This window comes from Bacteroides sp. 1_1_30 (assembly GCF_020982715.1).
Taxonomy (GTDB): Bacteria; Bacteroidota; Bacteroidia; order Bacteroidales; family Bacteroidaceae; genus Bacteroides; species Bacteroides xylanisolvens.
Genome location: NZ_JAJKHN010000013.1, coordinates 26,389 through 43,496, shown reverse-complemented (window position 1 = coordinate 43,496; position 17,108 = coordinate 26,389). Strand labels below are relative to the sequence as shown.

The 17,108-nt window shown below is 41.2% G+C and carries 16 protein-coding genes; 9 read left to right on the top strand and 7 right to left on the bottom strand.

Annotated features, from left to right (window positions below; genetic code table 11):
* The first annotated feature begins 233 nt into the window (after nt 1-233).
* On the top strand, nt 234-977 hold the full coding sequence (locus LPH68_RS05375; protein ID WP_128858778.1) for an NADPH-dependent oxidoreductase: 744 nt from the start codon (nt 234-236) through the stop codon (nt 975-977).
* A gap of 104 nt (nt 978-1,081) precedes the next feature.
* Here the strand turns inward: LPH68_RS05375 and dnaA are convergent, their stop codons facing one another.
* From dnaA to LPH68_RS05360, 3 genes are all read right to left on the bottom strand, one after another.
* The gene (dnaA, locus tag LPH68_RS05370; protein ID WP_004299347.1) at nt 1,082-2,494 is read right to left on the bottom strand and encodes a chromosomal replication initiator protein DnaA; all 1,413 of its coding nucleotides are present in this window, start codon (nt 2,492-2,494) and stop codon (nt 1,082-1,084) included.
* Nucleotides 2,495-2,845: 351 nt separating this feature from the next.
* Nucleotides 2,846-3,739 carry an MlaD family protein gene (locus LPH68_RS05365; RefSeq protein ID WP_004299349.1) on the bottom strand — a complete coding sequence of 298 codons (894 nt, stop codon included), beginning with the start codon at nt 3,737-3,739 and terminating at the stop codon, nt 2,846-2,848.
* A gap of 9 nt (nt 3,740-3,748) precedes the next feature.
* Complete coding sequence (locus LPH68_RS05360) at nt 3,749-5,008, bottom strand: N-acetylmuramoyl-L-alanine amidase (RefSeq protein ID WP_121960334.1); 1,260 nt, start codon at nt 5,006-5,008, stop codon at nt 3,749-3,751.
* Between the two features lie 81 nt (nt 5,009-5,089).
* Between LPH68_RS05360 and LPH68_RS05355 the strand changes: the two genes are divergently transcribed.
* The 5 genes from LPH68_RS05355 (at nt 5,090) to LPH68_RS05335 (ending at nt 9,114) form a co-directional block, all read left to right on the top strand.
* Nucleotides 5,090-6,052, top strand: coding sequence for a bile acid:sodium symporter family protein (locus LPH68_RS05355; RefSeq protein WP_070101908.1), 963 nt, complete (start codon nt 5,090-5,092; stop codon nt 6,050-6,052).
* Nucleotides 6,053-6,068: 16 nt separating this feature from the next.
* Nucleotides 6,069-7,076, top strand: coding sequence for a hypothetical protein (locus LPH68_RS05350; RefSeq protein ID WP_008641035.1), 1,008 nt, complete (start codon nt 6,069-6,071; stop codon nt 7,074-7,076).
* Nucleotides 7,073-7,390 carry a hypothetical protein gene (locus LPH68_RS05345; protein ID WP_004316788.1) on the top strand — a complete coding sequence of 106 codons (318 nt, stop codon included), beginning with the start codon at nt 7,073-7,075 and terminating at the stop codon, nt 7,388-7,390. The genes LPH68_RS05350 and LPH68_RS05345 overlap by 4 nt, the downstream gene beginning before the upstream one ends.
* 79 nt (nt 7,391-7,469) lie before the next feature.
* A complete protein-coding gene (locus LPH68_RS05340; RefSeq protein ID WP_151923023.1) occupies nt 7,470-8,522 on the top strand; it encodes a hypothetical protein in 1,053 nt (350 codons plus the stop codon).
* A 106-nt stretch (nt 8,523-8,628) separates the two neighbouring features.
* Nucleotides 8,629-9,114 carry a hypothetical protein gene (locus LPH68_RS05335; protein WP_008997281.1) on the top strand — a complete coding sequence of 162 codons (486 nt, stop codon included), beginning with the start codon at nt 8,629-8,631 and terminating at the stop codon, nt 9,112-9,114.
* A gap of 13 nt (nt 9,115-9,127) precedes the next feature.
* Here the strand turns inward: LPH68_RS05335 and LPH68_RS05330 are convergent, their stop codons facing one another.
* The 3 genes from LPH68_RS05330 to LPH68_RS05320 form a co-directional block, all read right to left on the bottom strand.
* Entirely contained in the window at nt 9,128-9,493 is a 366-nt protein-coding gene (locus tag LPH68_RS05330) for an MmcQ/YjbR family DNA-binding protein (RefSeq protein ID WP_009038839.1), read from the bottom strand.
* Between the two features lie 142 nt (nt 9,494-9,635).
* A complete protein-coding gene (locus LPH68_RS05325; RefSeq protein ID WP_004316784.1) occupies nt 9,636-10,979 on the bottom strand; it encodes a YgcG family protein in 1,344 nt (447 codons plus the stop codon).
* A gap of 181 nt (nt 10,980-11,160) precedes the next feature.
* Entirely contained in the window at nt 11,161-11,769 is a 609-nt protein-coding gene (locus LPH68_RS05320; RefSeq protein ID WP_151923022.1) for an HU family DNA-binding protein, read from the bottom strand.
* A gap of 398 nt (nt 11,770-12,167) precedes the next feature.
* Here LPH68_RS05320 and LPH68_RS05315 point away from each other — a divergent pair, with 398 nt between their 5' ends.
* Together LPH68_RS05315 and LPH68_RS05310 are read left to right on the top strand one after the other, a co-directional pair.
* A complete protein-coding gene (locus LPH68_RS05315; RefSeq protein WP_022199232.1) occupies nt 12,168-14,252 on the top strand; it encodes a BT4734/BF3469 family protein in 2,085 nt (694 codons plus the stop codon).
* 42 nt (nt 14,253-14,294) lie between these two features.
* Complete coding sequence (locus tag LPH68_RS05310; RefSeq protein ID WP_004299365.1) at nt 14,295-15,158, top strand: Bro-N domain-containing protein; 864 nt, start codon at nt 14,295-14,297, stop codon at nt 15,156-15,158.
* Nucleotides 15,159-15,290: 132 nt separating this feature from the next.
* Here the strand turns inward: LPH68_RS05310 and LPH68_RS05305 are convergent, their stop codons facing one another.
* On the bottom strand, nt 15,291-16,457 hold the full coding sequence (locus tag LPH68_RS05305) for an exo-beta-N-acetylmuramidase NamZ domain-containing protein (RefSeq protein WP_055235727.1): 1,167 nt from the start codon (nt 16,455-16,457) through the stop codon (nt 15,291-15,293).
* Nucleotides 16,458-16,526: 69 nt separating this feature from the next.
* Between LPH68_RS05305 and LPH68_RS05300 the strand changes: the two genes are divergently transcribed.
* Entirely contained in the window at nt 16,527-17,063 is a 537-nt protein-coding gene (locus LPH68_RS05300; RefSeq protein ID WP_022199235.1) for an HDIG domain-containing metalloprotein, read from the top strand.
* Nucleotides 17,064-17,108: the final 45 nt, after the last annotated feature.

Sequence of the window (17,108 nt, the reverse complement as noted above, 5' to 3'; positions counted from 1 at the left end):
CTTATCGTTAACAAATGTAGGCGCAAAGCTAAGAATGTTTTTTCATCTATCAAAATAAAAATGAATTAATTTATTAACAGGTTGCAAGTTTTCCATTTGTTTATGCTAAGTGTTTGATAAACAGTTAGAATTGAATTTTGTTCAAAGGTTAAAGTTCTCCAAAAAGAAAACTATTCTATTCCACTAGTGTGGTGGATTATTTTTTTCTTTTTATATCTTTGCAAAAAAAAGATATGTTTGAAACCGTAAAGAACAGAAGAACTATCCGGAAATATCTGCCTAAAGATATAAATCCGATTTTGTTAAATGATTTGCTTGAAACCTCTTTCCGTGCTTCTACGATGGGTGGGATGCAACTTTATAGTGTGATTGTGACTCGCGATGCGGAAATGAAAGAGAAACTTTCGCCTGCTCATTTCAATCAGCCGATGGTAAAAAATGCTCCGGTCGTACTGACTTTTTGTGCTGATTTCCGTCGTTTCAGCAAATGGTGTGAACAGCGGAAAGCTGTGCCGGGCTACGATAATTTAATGTCTTTTATGAATGCGTCTATGGATACTTTGCTTGTTGCGCAGACTTTTTGTACGCTGGCGGAAGAAGCAGGACTCGGCATTTGTTATTTGGGAACTACCACTTATAATCCTCAAATGATTATTGATACCCTCCAACTCCCCGAACTGGTATTCCCTCTTACCACAATAACGGTAGGTTATCCGGATGGTATTCCCGCACAAGTAGATCGTTTGCCTTTGGAAGCTGCCGTGCACGATGAAAAATATCACGACTATACACCGGAAGAAATAGATAAACTCTATGCCTACAAAGAATCGTTGCCGGAAAACAAGCAGTTTATCGAAGAAAATAAAAAAGAAACATTGGCTCAAGTCTTTACGGACGTGCGTTACACAAAGAAAGATAACGAATTTATGTCCGAAAACCTATTGAAAGTACTTCGCCAGCAAGGATTCTTGAAATAAGTATTAAGTATTTTTCAAGTATAAAGTATTAAGTATTACCCTGGTGCGAAACCGCATAATAAAGCCTGTCCGCATGGATAATACTTAATACTTTATACTTAATTTCAGTTTCTCTTTTTCAGTAACGATTCTATTTCCTGTACTTCTGCACTAAAGCTTTTGTCCACCTCCAATTGTCCTTTTACGGTTTTGCAGGCGTGAAGTACCGTTGCATGGTCTTTGTTACCGATAAACTTACCTATCTTAGAAGTTGAAAAGTCTGTGTGGTTTTTAGCTAGATACATGGCGATCTGTCGTGCTTGAACGACTTCCCTTTTTCTGGATTTTGTATGTATGGCAGACGGTTCCAGATCAAAATGTTTGCATACCACTTTGAGGATATCATCGATGGTAACCGCTTTCGTTTCGTTATGAACCACGCCATGTACAATGTGTTGTGCCAAATCCAAATCTATTTCTTTGTTGAAAATAGTGGAACGAGCCATGATAGCAATGACGATACCTTCCAGATCGCGTACACTTTCATTCACATTTTCGGCAATATAATCAATCACTTCCGGAGGGAATTGTAACCCGTCGCGGTGTATCTTGTTGCGTAGAATGTTTTTGCGAAGTTCTACTGTCGGCTTTTCAAGCTCGGCTACCATACCCCATTTGAAACGGGTCAGGAGGCGTTCTTCAATACCTTGCAACAATACAGGAGCACGGTCTGAAGTTAATATGAGCTGTTTGCCGTTCTGGTGTAAATGATTGAAGATATGGAAGAAGTTGTTTTGAGTCTTGGTGACACCGGCAAACTCCTGAATATCATCAATGATTAATACATCAATCGTCTGATAAAAGTTAATAAAGTCGTTGGTCGTGTTATTGCGTACAGAATCCGTATATTGTACCTGGAACAAATGTGCCGAAACGTACAATACTCTTTTCTCTGGATAAATTTCTTTGATTTTCGTGCCTATTGCGTTTGCCAGGTGCGTCTTTCCTACTCCGGATGCTCCATAAAGGAATAACGGGTTGAAAGCAGTCCCTCCCGGTTTTTGCGCTACGGCTTCCGCCACACTTCTTGAAAGTTTATTGCTGTATCCTTCAATGAAGTTCTCAAAATTATAATTGGGATTCAAATGCGGGTCCAAATCCTGAACGGCAGGAGCCTGTAGGAAGCTGGGAGCTTTGTTTCCTCCGATTATGCTTTTGGGAGTAACAGCCGTAGAACGATTGCTTGCTTCGAGATTCACGGTTTGATTCGGAATCGAAGTCTTGTCCACCATGACATTGTACATCAACTTGGTTCCTTCGCCAATGACCTTATATAATGTCTTACGTATAAGATCTACGAATCTCTCTTCCAGTATTTCATAGAAAAACTGGCTCGGGATCTGTAAGATCAACGTTTTGTCCTCATATTTCAACGGAACAATAGGGGCAAACCAAGTATTATATGTCGTCTCGGGAACATTGTCTTTAATAACGTCGAGACAGCGGTTCCAAAGTACGACATGATTTGATTCAATCATAGTAACTTTTAATACATTTATTAATTAAGCAAAACTTCTACGTTTGCAAAATTGGGAATCTTATTCGGAAAAAACAAATCTATTTTTTCTTGTTTTTTTCATGCTAACAATAATGTGTTTACTTTCAATGACTTATGCGTTTGTTGTCGGACACACTCTGTTTACCCTCTCTTGCAGTTTTGTAAGTATCTGTATGTTAATGTCTTATATATATAATTTTAGCCTTTTTTCTCACTTTTGTACGTTTGTACGGGAATATTATTTCGGTTTGTAGATAGACATTTGAAGAGCAATCTACTTTCTTTTGAAAGCCCTTCGTTATTTAGATAAAATCTATATAACGATAATTTGCTACTTGTCTTTCTTGCCGAATAATGAGAAGTGAACGTACCGTTTCGGATGCTCTTTCAGGTCTTCTAATAAGCTGGCTGCATTTTCAGTTGTTGCATTCAGATTATTGTATAAAGTCGGGTCGTTGAAGAGCAGTCCGATAGTGTTATCTTTGCTGTTTAATTTTTCTGTAAGTATTTTTACGTTAGCCAGCGTTTCGTCTATTTTTTTGAAAGTGGCTGCATAGTCTACTTCTTTCAAATTTCCGCTGATGACAACGAAGTTGTCTCCGATGGTGTTCAGTTTACTGGTGAGTTGAGGTATGTCATTACTCATCAGCCCTTTTACCTGCGAACTGACTACTGCCAGGTTGGCGGTTGTCTTCTCTATCGAGTGCAGGGTGGCAGGGATGCTCTTGTCTCCTAATATATTGTTCAGAGAGATGAGGATAGAATCCAGTTTCGGAAGCATTTCTTCTACCTTTGGGATCAGTTTCGCCGCGCTTTCCATCATTCCGTTGTTCAGTGTGCCGGGGATCGTATCTCCTACGGCATATTTTTCGCGCGGGTTGTTTGCCAGAAGAATATTCATGCGTACGCCTCCCATAAGTTCGGATACAAGCTCGGCACTACTTCCTTTGGGAATCCGCAGTTCCGTGTCCAGTTCCACTTCGACAATTACATTTCCGGGTTTGGCATAATCATAATAGATGTCACGCACGATACCTACACGAACACCGTCGGCAAATACCGGGCTTGATTTGGTGAGTCCGTTTACATTTTCAAATTTGGCATAGAAATAGCTGGAAGGTTGAAACATGTGTATACCTTTCAGCCAGTTAATTCCGTATATAAGCACACATAGTGCAACGATACCTGCAATACCTATTCTGACTTCTTTTGTAATGTACTTCATTTTATCTTTTTATTTATTTCTTCTTTTCTTGAATTCGGCAATCGCTTCATTGACGTTCATTTTCTCGCCGTTCCGGAAAGCGATGATAAAGGCGTCTTTGAATTGTGCCGTAATGGTGCGCTTCGTACGCAACACCTTGTTATAATCGGCGGAGGCTCCATACGTATATTTGTATATTCCCCCTTCCTTATAATAGTCTACATCTTTCAGTCCTTTCAGCCGTTTGTCGTTTTTGGCGAGAGGTTTGGAAGAAGTAAGTATCTGTATCTTAAACGTAATTTCACTGTCATTGGTTGTACTCTCTACTACAATTGGGCGTTTCGGTGCTGTTTTTGCTGTCGCGGCAGGTTTTGTTTTTGCTTCGGCCAATAGCTTTTCCTGTTGGGGAGCTGTGTTCACACTTTCGGTATCCTTTTGGGCAATTGCCGGGGCATTGTCTTCTTCCTGTTCGGTTGGGACGATCGTTTTGCTGACTCCCGTTAGGCGCAGTTCATGTTCTCTCTTATAATTTAAGAAAGCACGGTAGATGCCTTTTGCCATGGTGCCGGCCCCTTCTTCGGTATTCAGATAGCGTTCCTCTTCGGGCGTAGAAATAAATCCTAGTTCTATCAGAATGCTCGGCATGGCACTCGCTTTTAAGACAAGGAATCCGGCTTGATGCACTCCACGGTCTGCCCTTCTACAAGTTTGGCGAAATTGTTTCTGCATCAGCGAAGCCAGGTGTACACTCTGCTCCATGTATTTATCTTGCATGAATTCAAATATAATATATGACTCGGCAGAGTTCGGGTTGAAACCGGCATATCTTGTTTTGTAGTCACTTTCGTAGAGGATTACGGAGTTCTCTCGCTTGGCAACTTCCAGATTAGCGTCTGATTTGGCTAAACCCAGTGTCCAGGTTGAAGCACCTTTTGCGGTACGGTTGTTAGCCAGTGCGTTGGTGTGAATGGAAATGAAGAGATCAGCCTTCGCGTTGTTCGCGATTTCTGCGCGTCGGTCTAAAGGGATGAATACATCTTTGCTACGAGTGTAAATCACTTTGACGTCGTCGCAATTCCTTTTAATCAGATTTCCCACTTTCAGGGCAACGTTCAGATTGATATTTTTCTCTTTCGAGATTTTGCCGATGGCGCCCGGATCATGTCCGCCATGTCCTGCGTCGATAACTACTACAAAATCCTTCCCCCATAAGTGGTTAGTACATGAGGGTAGAAAAAGTAGCCAGAGGCAAATGAATATGTATAATATGTACGGTCTATTCAGTTTCATATCTATAATACGGTGCAAATGTAGTAGAAATTTGTAGAAAACTCATTATTTGCCATTAAGTTTTGTGTTTTTTTCGGTTTAATGGTAGCTTTTTTCCTGAAATCTCCGTTACTTTGTGCTTCGAAGTTAAAATGTACGACGATGCTTAAGTTTTTGAAGAATTGGACGTTACCTATTGCTATGCTGGTAGGTGCTATAGGTTATCCGCTGTTTATCAGCCTTTCTTTTCTGACTCCCTATCTTATTTTTACGATGTTGCTATTGACCTTCTGTAAGGTATCTCCTCGTGATTTGAAGCCTAAACCTCTCCATTTGTGGTTGTTATTGATTCAGATTGGCGGAGCGTTGGCTGCTTATTTGTTGCTTTATCGCTTTGATAAAATAGTAGCAGAGGGAGTGATGGTTTGTATTATTTGTCCTACGGCTACGGCTGCTGCGGTGATTACTTCCAAGTTGGGTGGGAGTGCAGCCAGTCTGACCACTTATACATTGATAGCAAATATCGGTGCGGCTATTGCTGTGCCTATTCTTTTTCCTTTGGTGGAGGTGCATCCTGATGTCACTTTTTGGGAGGCGTTTCTTGTTATTTTAGGTAAGGTATTTCCGTTGTTGATTTGTCCTTTTTTGGCTGCCTGGTTGTTGAGTAAGTGTTTGCCAAAGGTGCATCAGAAGTTATTGGGCTATCATGAACTTGCTTTTTATTTGTGGGCTGTATCTTTAGCTATCGTAACAGCGCAGACGTTGTATTCCTTGCTCAATGACCCAGCGGATGGTTTTACGGAAATCATGATTGCTGTCGGAGCACTGATTGCTTGCTGTTTGCAGTTCTTTTTGGGGAAGATAATCGGCTCAATTTATAATGACCGTATCAGTGGCGGGCAGGCGTTGGGACAAAAGAATACGATTTTGGCTATTTGGATGGCACATACTTATTTGAATCCATTGTCTTCTGTGGCTCCCGGTTCGTATGTGTTGTGGCAGAATATTATTAATTCGTGGCAGTTGTGGAAAAAGAGAAAGAAAGAGGCTGAGATTTCTGCATAATACTAAAAAACTGAGATTGAAATTAAGGGCAAATGTGGTGGAGCAAAAGATATTTGAAATAGAAGACTTAAAAGAACTGGAAGAATTTTTGCAGTCTCAATCAGAAATAGAACAGTTGCGCGAACGCTTGTTTGCCGAGTTTCTGAAATATGCGGATTATAAAAATGCCGGAGAATGGAATAAAGCCGTTCGCCTTTGCGAGAGTCTGGCTATTATCGGCTGGGGAAATCACGAACCCGTCGAAGCATTGAGAGGACAATTCTTTAATGGAAATCCCGCGACTTGTTTTCAAAATAAATTTGGAGAAACTCGTTTTGTCGATGCCATTTGGTCGAAAAGAGTCAACGGTTTTACTATGGAGCAGGGAAGGACAAGTTATTGTTTCAGTCCTGACGACCCGAATCAAAAGCAATCCGTATTTTGGGAATATGAGATAAAGGAAGATATACAGGATATAAGGCTTGAAAGCCAGAGAAACTGGATTCCTAAAAATCCGGTTTGGATAAAGCGGACAATTGGTAACTGCTATGAAAACTCCAAGGTAGTAATCGAGAGCGTTGACAAAGAACTGAAACCAGAGTTGGATAGAAGGATGCGCCCCGAAATATACGGACGTGCTATTAATCGAATTATAATTAATTGTTCGTATAGTTATTATGACCACGACCATTGTAAAACAAACTATATCATAGCCGATGAAAAGTTGAAATTGAAACAAAAAGATTTCTATCGGACACTGCTCACTATGTTTACCAGGCAAGAAATAGAGAAGAACGGATATTTCCTTCGCAATCGTTTTGAATTTGGACCATTCAGGGCAGATACCGGGAAAATTAGAATCGGACTAAACCTTGAAAAAGAATTCAGCGAATTAAGTCATTCCGAACAGAGGTTAAAGCTAAGTGAATATATTCTGTTTGCTTTAAACCACGTAACTGACAAGCTAAAAAAGAAGAAGCTGGATTATGACTTCGACTTGATGCTTGAAGATTTTAATTCAATACTAACCGAGTGGAAAGCATGAAAGATATAATAGAGTTATTACAAAACGAAAGAACAAAAACAGTTGACGCTTTAAAACAAGGCGAGCAGGATAAGTTATCTCATCTTCAACAGTTAGACAAGGCTTTAGGCTGGCTGAAAGTCGTTGAAGATAATGAGTTGGCAACTGTAGGGAGCTATAAGATTCATAGATTGCCTGATCCACGCTCTGGCTTCTCTTATTATCATTTAATGATAGACAACGAAAGTGGCGATCCGAAAGATTGGACAGAGTATAAACCCGATAATCAGTCATTGGAACTCTGCTTTGATGATATTATAATAACACGAAAGTAATCTTTTACGTCAGTTATATTTTAGAACTGGTTCTTTTTTGTTATCTTTGCGTCGAAACATTGTAACACACAAAGAAAACATGAAAAATAAAGCCGTTGTAGTCCTTGTTATTTTAGGAAGTTTGATTATATCGATGTTTGCAGGTTGCCAACAATCTCCTTTGAAATACATTCCTCCGACAATAGATTCTGTTAATAACGACAAAAGCAGGATGGGGTTGAACGGAAAAGTCAAAACGTTGGATATCTATTATTATCGTCCGGAAAATACATCGTCTTTCTTTTCGACGAAATTCAAAAAAGGCGAGAAATGGGAAGAGGACGGAATACATCACTACCATTTTCATTTCAATATCGACGGCAATCTTGCTCAATGCAACGAGTACGACAAACAAGAAAATATTATCCGAAAGACCGATTATACCTATGAGACTTGGGGACATACATCTACACTTAGCTTTCCGAAAACTAACAGTACGATTGTCAGTAAGTATAATACTGACGGGAAACTGTTGGAAATTGTGTATAGTGATTCCCATGGGGAGATAAATACTTATGACGTCAGGGGAAATCTTATTCGAACCAAACAGATTGACGGCACGATTGACAAACCGGCTATGACCGAATATGATTATAACGAACATGATTTGTTGGTAGAGAAGAGGGAATATTATAATATAGGGGAATTATCGGGAAAAACAGTCTATGAGTATGATACAAATGGCTTGTTGGCGCAGACCCAAGTGTATGATTTGCTGAGTCGTGATAGGCCGGAAACGCATTTCATCTATGAATACAGTGATAGTAATCGCGTTGTGAAAAAATATAGGATTGACGATGAAGGTAATAAAGAGTTAGAGTCCTGGTGTAAACGTGAATATTATCCGAACGGTAAACTGAAAACCGTTGTTCGTAATAGTATCGTGCAAGAGAAATACGATGAACAAGGACGGCCGATTGACGAGCGGCCAGGATTTGAAATACTCTACAAAGACTTCCAAGACTACGGCTGTGATGCGAATGGTAACTGGATTGAAACAAAGAATTTCAAAGATTATGTTGATTTTGGCACGGGGCTCGGTCGTATATTAAAACCTTATGTCGAGCGTATCTTTACTTATTACGAAGAATAAAAACTTAAAATTGAACAATATGCACACAAACACACCCACATAGCAAGCGGTAAGATTCCAGAAATCATAGTAACATTGTTAGTGCATACTAAAAAAAAAGAAAACGATGGGAAAAGTAATGAAAGTATTCAAGACACTGATAAACGAGTTGTTTGGAACTAAGAGAGAGTATAAAGTGGAAGGTTTGGGCATCTTTACCTGTAAGGTTTGTGATTGGTGGCGAGATAAATGTTACCTTTGGAGTGGTGCAGTGCAATTGCCTTTTTACTCGGTAGAAACTCTTGTTTTGATAGAAGGGGACGCTTCTGCTCCGTTCTCCAGGCAATTATTGGAATTACAGGTGCTATTGCAGAATTGGGTACCTATGGCCGAACAACTAGATAGCATGCTGTCCAGCAAAAGCCAGCAGAAACATAAAGAAAAAATATACGGATCCTGGCAGGATGAATTTTATCCCTATACGATCGTGCCGGCTGTACTATATAGTGATAGTTGGGAGATTGTGTTTTACAGGAATAGTGGTGTAAATTATAATTTCACTGTTTTTTGGAAAGAAAACAAAATACAAGATTTACATTTGGGAGGTTTTTGAATCCTCCCTTTATTTATAGCATTTCCCGTTCTTTCTTTGTCAAACTTTTAACTACAATATCGTAGGAGTTGCTTACAAGCTCTTTGATTTTCTCATCAGGTACATCTTGGTTGAAATAAACACTGATCCAATATTTCTTGTTCATGTGCCATCCTGGTCTTATGCCGGTATATTCAGTCTGCAGTTCTCCGGATTCGTCAGGGTTGCATTTGATACAACAAAAATCGAAAATCTCAATGTTAACGAAACAGAACCATTTGTCCGCTACATAAAAGCATAGAACGTCACGGCTATATTTGTCGGGCACATTGGGAAACGGCATCTTTTCATGGACTCCCTTAAAAGACAGGCAGTATTCTCTAAATTCTTCAATATTCATTTCACTTTTTTATGTTCGGTTATCTATGCAAAAATAGTTAGAATAAAGGAGTGGATAACCATTTTTCTATGAAAATATTCAGGTGAGATGTGTTTCCACGTCTTTGTTTGGTTAGTCGACTTCTTCAAATGAATAGCCGATCTTAAAAACTACTTGACGCTCCACCACCACCGCTACGTCCACCACCAAAACTGCCGCTACTGCTACTGCTGCCGCTACTACTACTGCTGCTACTGCTACTGTGACTATTACTAGGACTGTCACTATTTGGGGGTGTCTTGCGGGGAATCTTCTGTGTTGCCTGCTTTTTATCTCCGCACATTAGGCAAAGATAGTCGGCAACCTCCAATCCGGCATCGGAATATGTGGCTTCTTTAACTGTTTTCCACGGACTGATACGCTTGGAAGCAATGGTATGGCATTGATTACACATCTTATATTCGCTTCCGACGACAGATTTATACCGCAATATCCAGCCGCAGGAAGTACATTGATAAATACGGTGGATGGCAGAACCTAGTTTGTGTTCCATTTGTTCGGAAGCAGATAATAAAGGGGTTGCAAGCTCATTGGATAAAAGTTGTAAAGCCACAGCTTTGCAAGAGTCGCAGGTCTTACTCTGCAAAATAACACGTTGTTTTTGGTAGAACTTATACCATAAGGATGCCGCAATAAGTGCAGGCCAGACCGGAAAAAACAACACAAGACATCCAAGTGGGCTGTAAAGTGTCAGGACTTTGATTGCTGCTAATGCTGAACCGTCTTTGGGGCGAGCTTTATTTACCTTCATGCGATAAGTGAGAACATTTACCAGTATCAAGAATATCCAAAGCATAGGCGACTGATTTGCCAGAAAATTCCACAACGTATTACTGGCACTTTTCCAGTAATTATCAGAAGTGCTTTGAGAAACTGGTTCATAGTCGCTTCCATAAAGCACCAATGTTACAGCCCGGACTCCCTCTGTCATTCCTCTGTCAAAGTCGTTTTTTCTAAACCACGGAACCATTTCATTCTGTTGAATGCGAAAGCATAAAGCGTCGGGAAGTACTCCTTCTAAACCGTATCCGGTTGCGAAAGTGACTTTACGTTGATCGAGTACTAAAAGAATCAGTAATCCGTTGTCGTCCGCTTTCTTTCCGATGCCCCAGTGCTCAAAAAGCTTGTGGGCAAACTCTGCCGGAATATCTTCTCCGATAGAAGAGAGCGCAACAATCGCCACTTCAATACTCAATGAATCTTCTAACTGTGACAACATATTATTTATCTCCCACACATAACTTTCATCCAATATCTGATTCGGATTGCTAACCCAATTGGAAGAGCTTTCATTACGCGGATTGGGGACATCTGTTACTTTATAAGTTTCTACTGTTTGTTCGTGCTCTAAAGCCAATGCAAAAGTATGACTACCAAAGGCATAACAGAAAACAAGAAGTAATGTCCGGGCTATTCCCCTGAAGCTTTTTTGTGTTTTATCTTTCATTGTTTTGTTATTAACTGATTGTTCTTAGAGTAGAAAATAACTATCATAACTCTCATTCTTTTTGCTAATATAGTTATAATCTGATGAATAAGAATGATAGATGTCTCTGAAATTTTGTATCTATCATACTTTCTTCATGAAATATGGGTATCTATCATTCTTATTCCACTGTTTTTACTGTTTAATCTTTCATGGTATTAACTCGCACATAAATTTTATGACTGCCGCTTCCAATGGTGTCAAGTACTCCTTCCTTTACCCATCCGTTCAATTCATTCAGCGCTTTGTTCTTTAGTAGTCCCGTCAGTTGCGTATACTCTTTGCGTCGTATCATCGGTCGTTCATCCAGAAACTTCTCCAACCTGCGGCGACGTTCTTCCACCGGAACTTCGGCGGAATGTGCAAATCCTGACTTCGCTTTTTCCACAAATCCGCGAACCTTCTTTCGGAAAGAAGATGATGGACGAAAATTTACATTATCGAAATAAATGGACTGTGCATGTATCTCTTTGGCATCCATCACCGGACGTGCTTTCAGCTTGGCTGAAAAATATCCAATGTTTCCCAACTGAACGTGATGTCCGCTGACTAAATATTCGGATATTTTATTTTCAATAGCCAGTTGAACTCCTTCAATGTCTGCCGGTGTAAAACTGGAAGCTTGAGCGATCTCTTTTACAATTTGTTGAAAGTCGATGGTTCCGTTCGATACGATGCGGGGATACAACGGCTGTTCGTCTTCGTCTTCTTTCGAAGACGGTTTTTTGCGAAAATCATACTTTGCGTACATGTCTTTTCTATTATGGGTTAATGTGGCTAAAACGCCTTTTAACAGGCATTTTAATGATTGTTCTGCAGTAAGATAACCTACAATTGCAACCTGGATAATCAACTGGAATCAGTGGCTTTTCTTGGGCACACATTTGTGGGCTCTACAGCCCACGAATGTAAACTATACAGCCCGCATAGGTGGGCTGTACGGCACACTTATGCGGGCTGAAGTCTTACTGCCTGCAAAGATACATTATCCTGCCTTTATTCGCAAATTTAGTAAGCATTATTTCTATAAAATAAAGTCGTGTGGCGTAGCAAATAAAAGCGGTGAAATTTGTTTGGGCGAAGAGCATGTTGTATCTTTGTATGGCTGTAGTGCAGCTTTCCTTTTACTGGAAATAATAATAAAAAAAGATGAAAATAACATTAGTCAGAGACGATGGCAAGGTAAAAACCTTACGGACGTTGAAAATGGAGCTCCTTTTGGAGCAGATGAAAACGGAAGTCAAGGCGCAGCCCGTCTCAAAGATGAGGGAAGTCTTGCGGTATACTCTTCCGGGAAATTCGATTGAAGAGGTGCGTAAAGTTCCCAAAGTGATGCCTGCCGCAGCTTTTGTCCGTAAAGAAGGGGTAATGACCCTGAATGAATATAACGGCATAGTGATGATGGAAGTCAACAATCTTTCAGGGAGGGCGGAAGCCGACGAAATAAAGGAACTGGTCAAAGAGCTTCCGCAAACATACCTTGCTTTTACCGGATCTTCCGGCAAATCAGTAAAGATATGGGTACGGTTCACCTATTCGGACGACCGCTTGCCGACTTTACGCGAGCAAGCGGAACTTTTTCACGCGCATGCTTATCAGACGGCTGTGAAATATTATCAGCCACAACTGCCTTTTGATATCGAACTGAAAGAACCGTCGCTCGAACAATATTGCCGGCTGACGTATGATCCTGAACTTTATTTCAATCCGAAAGCAATGCCCATTTATATGAAGCAGCCCGTCAGTCTTCCGTCCGAAACGACTTTTATCAAACGAACGCGGGAAACCGATTCTCCTTTGCAGCGAATGGCGCCCGGATATGAAAATTATGAAGCATTGTCGGTGCTTTTCTCCGCTGCATTCAACAGGGCGCTCGAAGAACTGGACGGATATCGGGAGGGAGACGATCTGCAACCGCTACTAGTGTGTTTGGCGGAGCATTGTTTTCGGGCAGGTATCCCCGAAGAAGATACTGTGCGGTGGACAAAGGCGCACTACCGGCTCCCTTCGGACGAGTTACTGATTCGCGAAACTGTGAAAAGTGTCTACCGTTCCGCCAAGGGATTCGGCAAGAAGAGCAGTCTGACGGCCGAACAGCTTTTCGCCATGCAGATGGACGAATTTATGAAGCGCCGTTATGAATTTCGATACAATACGCTGACCACGGAAGTGGAATATCGCGAACGGAATAGTTTTAATTTCTATTTTCGTCCGGTGGACAAGCGGGTGCTGGCGAGTATCACGATGAATGCGATGTATGAAGGGGTGAAAATGTGGGATAGGGACGTAATCCGCTATTTGGATTCCGACCATGTGCCTGTTTATCAGCCGGTGGAGGATTTTTTGTATCATCTGCCTCACTGGGATGGTAAAGACCGGATTTTGGAACTGGCCAACCGTGTTCCCTGTGATAATCCGCATTGGGCGCCGTTGTTCCGTCGGTGGTTTTTGAATATGGTTGCCCATTGGAGGGGAATGGATAAGAAACACGCCAACAGTACGTCACCTTTGCTGATTGGCCCGCAGGCATATCGGAAATCGACTTTTTGCAGAATGCTTCTTCCTCCTGCTTTACAGGCGTACTATACGGATAGCATTGATTTCAGTCGGAAACGGGACGCGGAGTTGTATCTGAATCGCTTTCTGCTTATCAATATGGATGAATTCGACCAGATTAGCCCTACCCAACAGGCTTTTCTGAAACATATTCTGCAAAAGCCGGTGGTGAACACACGTCGTCCGAATGCTTCGGCAGTGGAAGAGCTTCGCCGGTATGCATCGTTCATTGCCACGAGCAATCATCGGGATTTGTTGACGGATACTTCCGGTAGCCGTCGTTTCATCGGTATTTACATGACGGGAGCTATAGATGTGTCGCGTCCTATTGATTATGAACAGCTTTATGCACAGGCGTTGGAGTTGCTTTATCACAACGAACGTTATTGGTTTGACTCCGAAGAAGAGGCTATCATGACGGAAAACAACCGGGAGTTTGAACAATCTCCTGCCATCGAACAGTTATTTATGGTTTATTATCGTAGGGCGGAAGAAGAGGAAGAAGGAGAATGGCTACTGGCTATTGATATTTTGCGCCGGATTCAGAAAGCGAGTAAGATGACATTTTCCGCCAGGCAGGCATCTTATTTCGGGCGTATCTTGCAGCGGCTCGGAGTGAAATCTAAACGGAAAACGTATGGTACGTATTATCATGTTGTACCTTTGGAGGTAGAATAGAATTTGTTATTTATTTATTATTTACATCATATATATAATGCTATGACTAAAAAAGATGCTATAAAAGTATTTGAAGATAAAAAGATCCGTGCTGTTTGGGATGACCAAAAGGAGGAATGGTATTTTTCCATTGTGGATGTGATTGAAGTATTAACAGACAGTGAGCGTCCTCGTAAGTATTGGGGGGATTTAAAAAAGAAGTTGAAAACAGAAGGAAGTCAGTTGTCCGAAGAAATCGGACAACTGAAATTACCCTCTTCTGACGGCAAACTGTATAAGACAGATGTAGCTACAACCCAACAACTTTTCCGTCTAATTCAGTCTATTCCCTCGCCCAAAGCGGAACCCTTTAAGATGTGGATGGCTCAAGTCGCCAAAGAGCGTCTGGATGAAATGCAGGACCCCGAACTGACTATAAATCGGGCGATGATGGAATATAAATCTTTAGGTTACTCGGACAATTGGATTAATCAACGATTGAAATCAATTGAAGTACGGAAGGAACTTACTGATGAATGGAAAAGAAATGGGATGCAAGAGGGCGTTCAGTTTGCTGCATTAACGGATATAATTTATCAGACATGGGCTGAAAAGTCGGCAAAAGAATATAAGCAGTTTAAAGGATTGAAGAAAGAAAATCTCCGTGACAATATGACGAACACTGAACTGATCCTTAATATGCTTGCTGAAACGGCTACTACGGATTTGTCCAAAGAGAGAAACCCATCCGGTTTTGCTGAAAATGCCGAAGTGGCAAAAGATGGGGGAAATGTGGCAAGAGTTGCTCGCAAGCAATTGGAAAGTCAGCTAAAACGCCCTGTTATATCTCCACTTAATGCAAAAAGTGCATTGCAAGTTGGTGATGAACGGGAAAAAAATGAAACTTCAGGAGAGAGCGTGGATTAATCAAGTATGATAGATACCCCGTTTTTGATGGTCTAAGTATGATAGATGCCGGAAATAATAGTTATCTATCATACTTATTCTTTTAATTATAAGTGGTTTATGAAAATGAATGAGAGTATGATACTAGTTTTTTTACTCATAGAGAAGATATTTTTTTCTGATCTCCTTGTAATCCTGTAATTCCTTTTGCCAACTATTCCGGATAGCCTCTTCCGATTCTCCTTTGAGGATAGCTTTGCGTACGCTGTCAGTTCCCATCAGCAAATCAAACCATCGGGCACGGGAGAAGAAAGCTGCGTTTTCGCCGGATAAGCGATAAAAGTTCAAGAAGTAGCGAAGCGTAAATCCATTTACATCGGTTACATTCCGGAGATCTTCCCCATAACAGGTGATACCTTTGTGCATCGGATTTTTGTCAAAACCGGGTAAGGAGCGGGGAGTAAAAGTGAAACTTCCGTATTTCTTATTAGGTGCGCCTAATACCTGGAAAGGGAAAGTTGTCCCCCGTCCCACGCTGACGCGAGTGGCTTCAAAAGGACAAAGTGAGGCATACAATCGGATAGACTGGTCGTTCGGGAGGTTGGGCGACGGTTTGATGGGAAGTGAATAAGGTGCTCCGTGTTTCCATCCGGTCATTGGAATTACCTTTAATGAACAAGGATTTTTCTTGTTGGCAATCCATCCTTCCCCGTTTATCATCTGTGCCAGTTCGCCGATGGTACATCCGTGGAGAACCGGAAGAGGTAACATGCCGACAAAACTCCGGTAGGCAGGTTTGAGTATCGGACCATCCACATAATCGCACGGATTGGGGCGATCCAGTACAACCATTTCTTTCTTGTTCTCTGCGCAAGCTTCCATCACATAATACATCGTGCTTATATAGGTATAAAAGCGTGCTCCTACATCCTGAATGTCGAATACAATCACATCGACATTTTTTAGTTGGGCGGCAGACGGCTTTTTGTTGTCACCATAAAGCGATACGATAGGAATGTCGGTGCGGGAATCTTTTCCGTCTTTCACTGTTTCACCCGCATCTGCGTTACCACGGAAACCATGTTCGGGAGCAAATACCTTGACCACCCGGACGTCTCTCTTTAATAAGGTATCGAGAAGATGAACCTGCTTTCTTCCTACAACAGAAGTGTGATTGACCACCATTCCGATGCGTTTTCCTTTCAGCAACGGCAGATATTGATCCATCTGTTCTGCTCCCGTGACAATTTGACTGTTTACACGCATTGGCAACAACATAATGAACAAAAATATAAGAATGAAGGAAACTCTAGTTTGCATATCGGTAATTTTTTTGTAATATTGCACAAAAATATTAATTTCTCATCAAGAGAGCAAAAAATAAAGCACATGAATCCATACGAAATCATTGATAAGTATTATCCGGAGAATACCCAGCAGAGACAAATATTAGTAATACATAGTCTGGCAGTGTCCGGAAAAGCAATGAAAATGCTGGATGCTCATCCCGAATTGCGTTTAAACCGGAGTTTTGTAAAAGAAGCCGCTCTGTTGCATGATATTGGTATTTTTCAGACCGACGCTCCAACCATTCAGTGCTTTGGCACTCATCCTTATATCGCTCACGGATATTTGGGAGCCGAAATCTTGCGGGCGGAAGGTTTTCCCCAACACGCATTGGTGTGCGAACGCCATACGGGAGCAGGGCTTTCGTTGGAAGATGTCATTGCCCAGCAACTTCCCGTTCCTCATCGCGAGATGCTGCCCATCACCCTGGAAGAACAATTGATTTGCTTTGCGGATAAATTCTTTTCTAAAACTCATCTGGATGAAGAGAAAACAGTGGAGAAAGCACGGCAAAGTATTGCAAAATATGGTGAAGAAGGTCTAAGCCGCTTTGATAGATGGTGTTCTCTCTTTTTATAGCACTAAAAAATAATTAAATAACGAAGATTCTAACTCATATTTGGT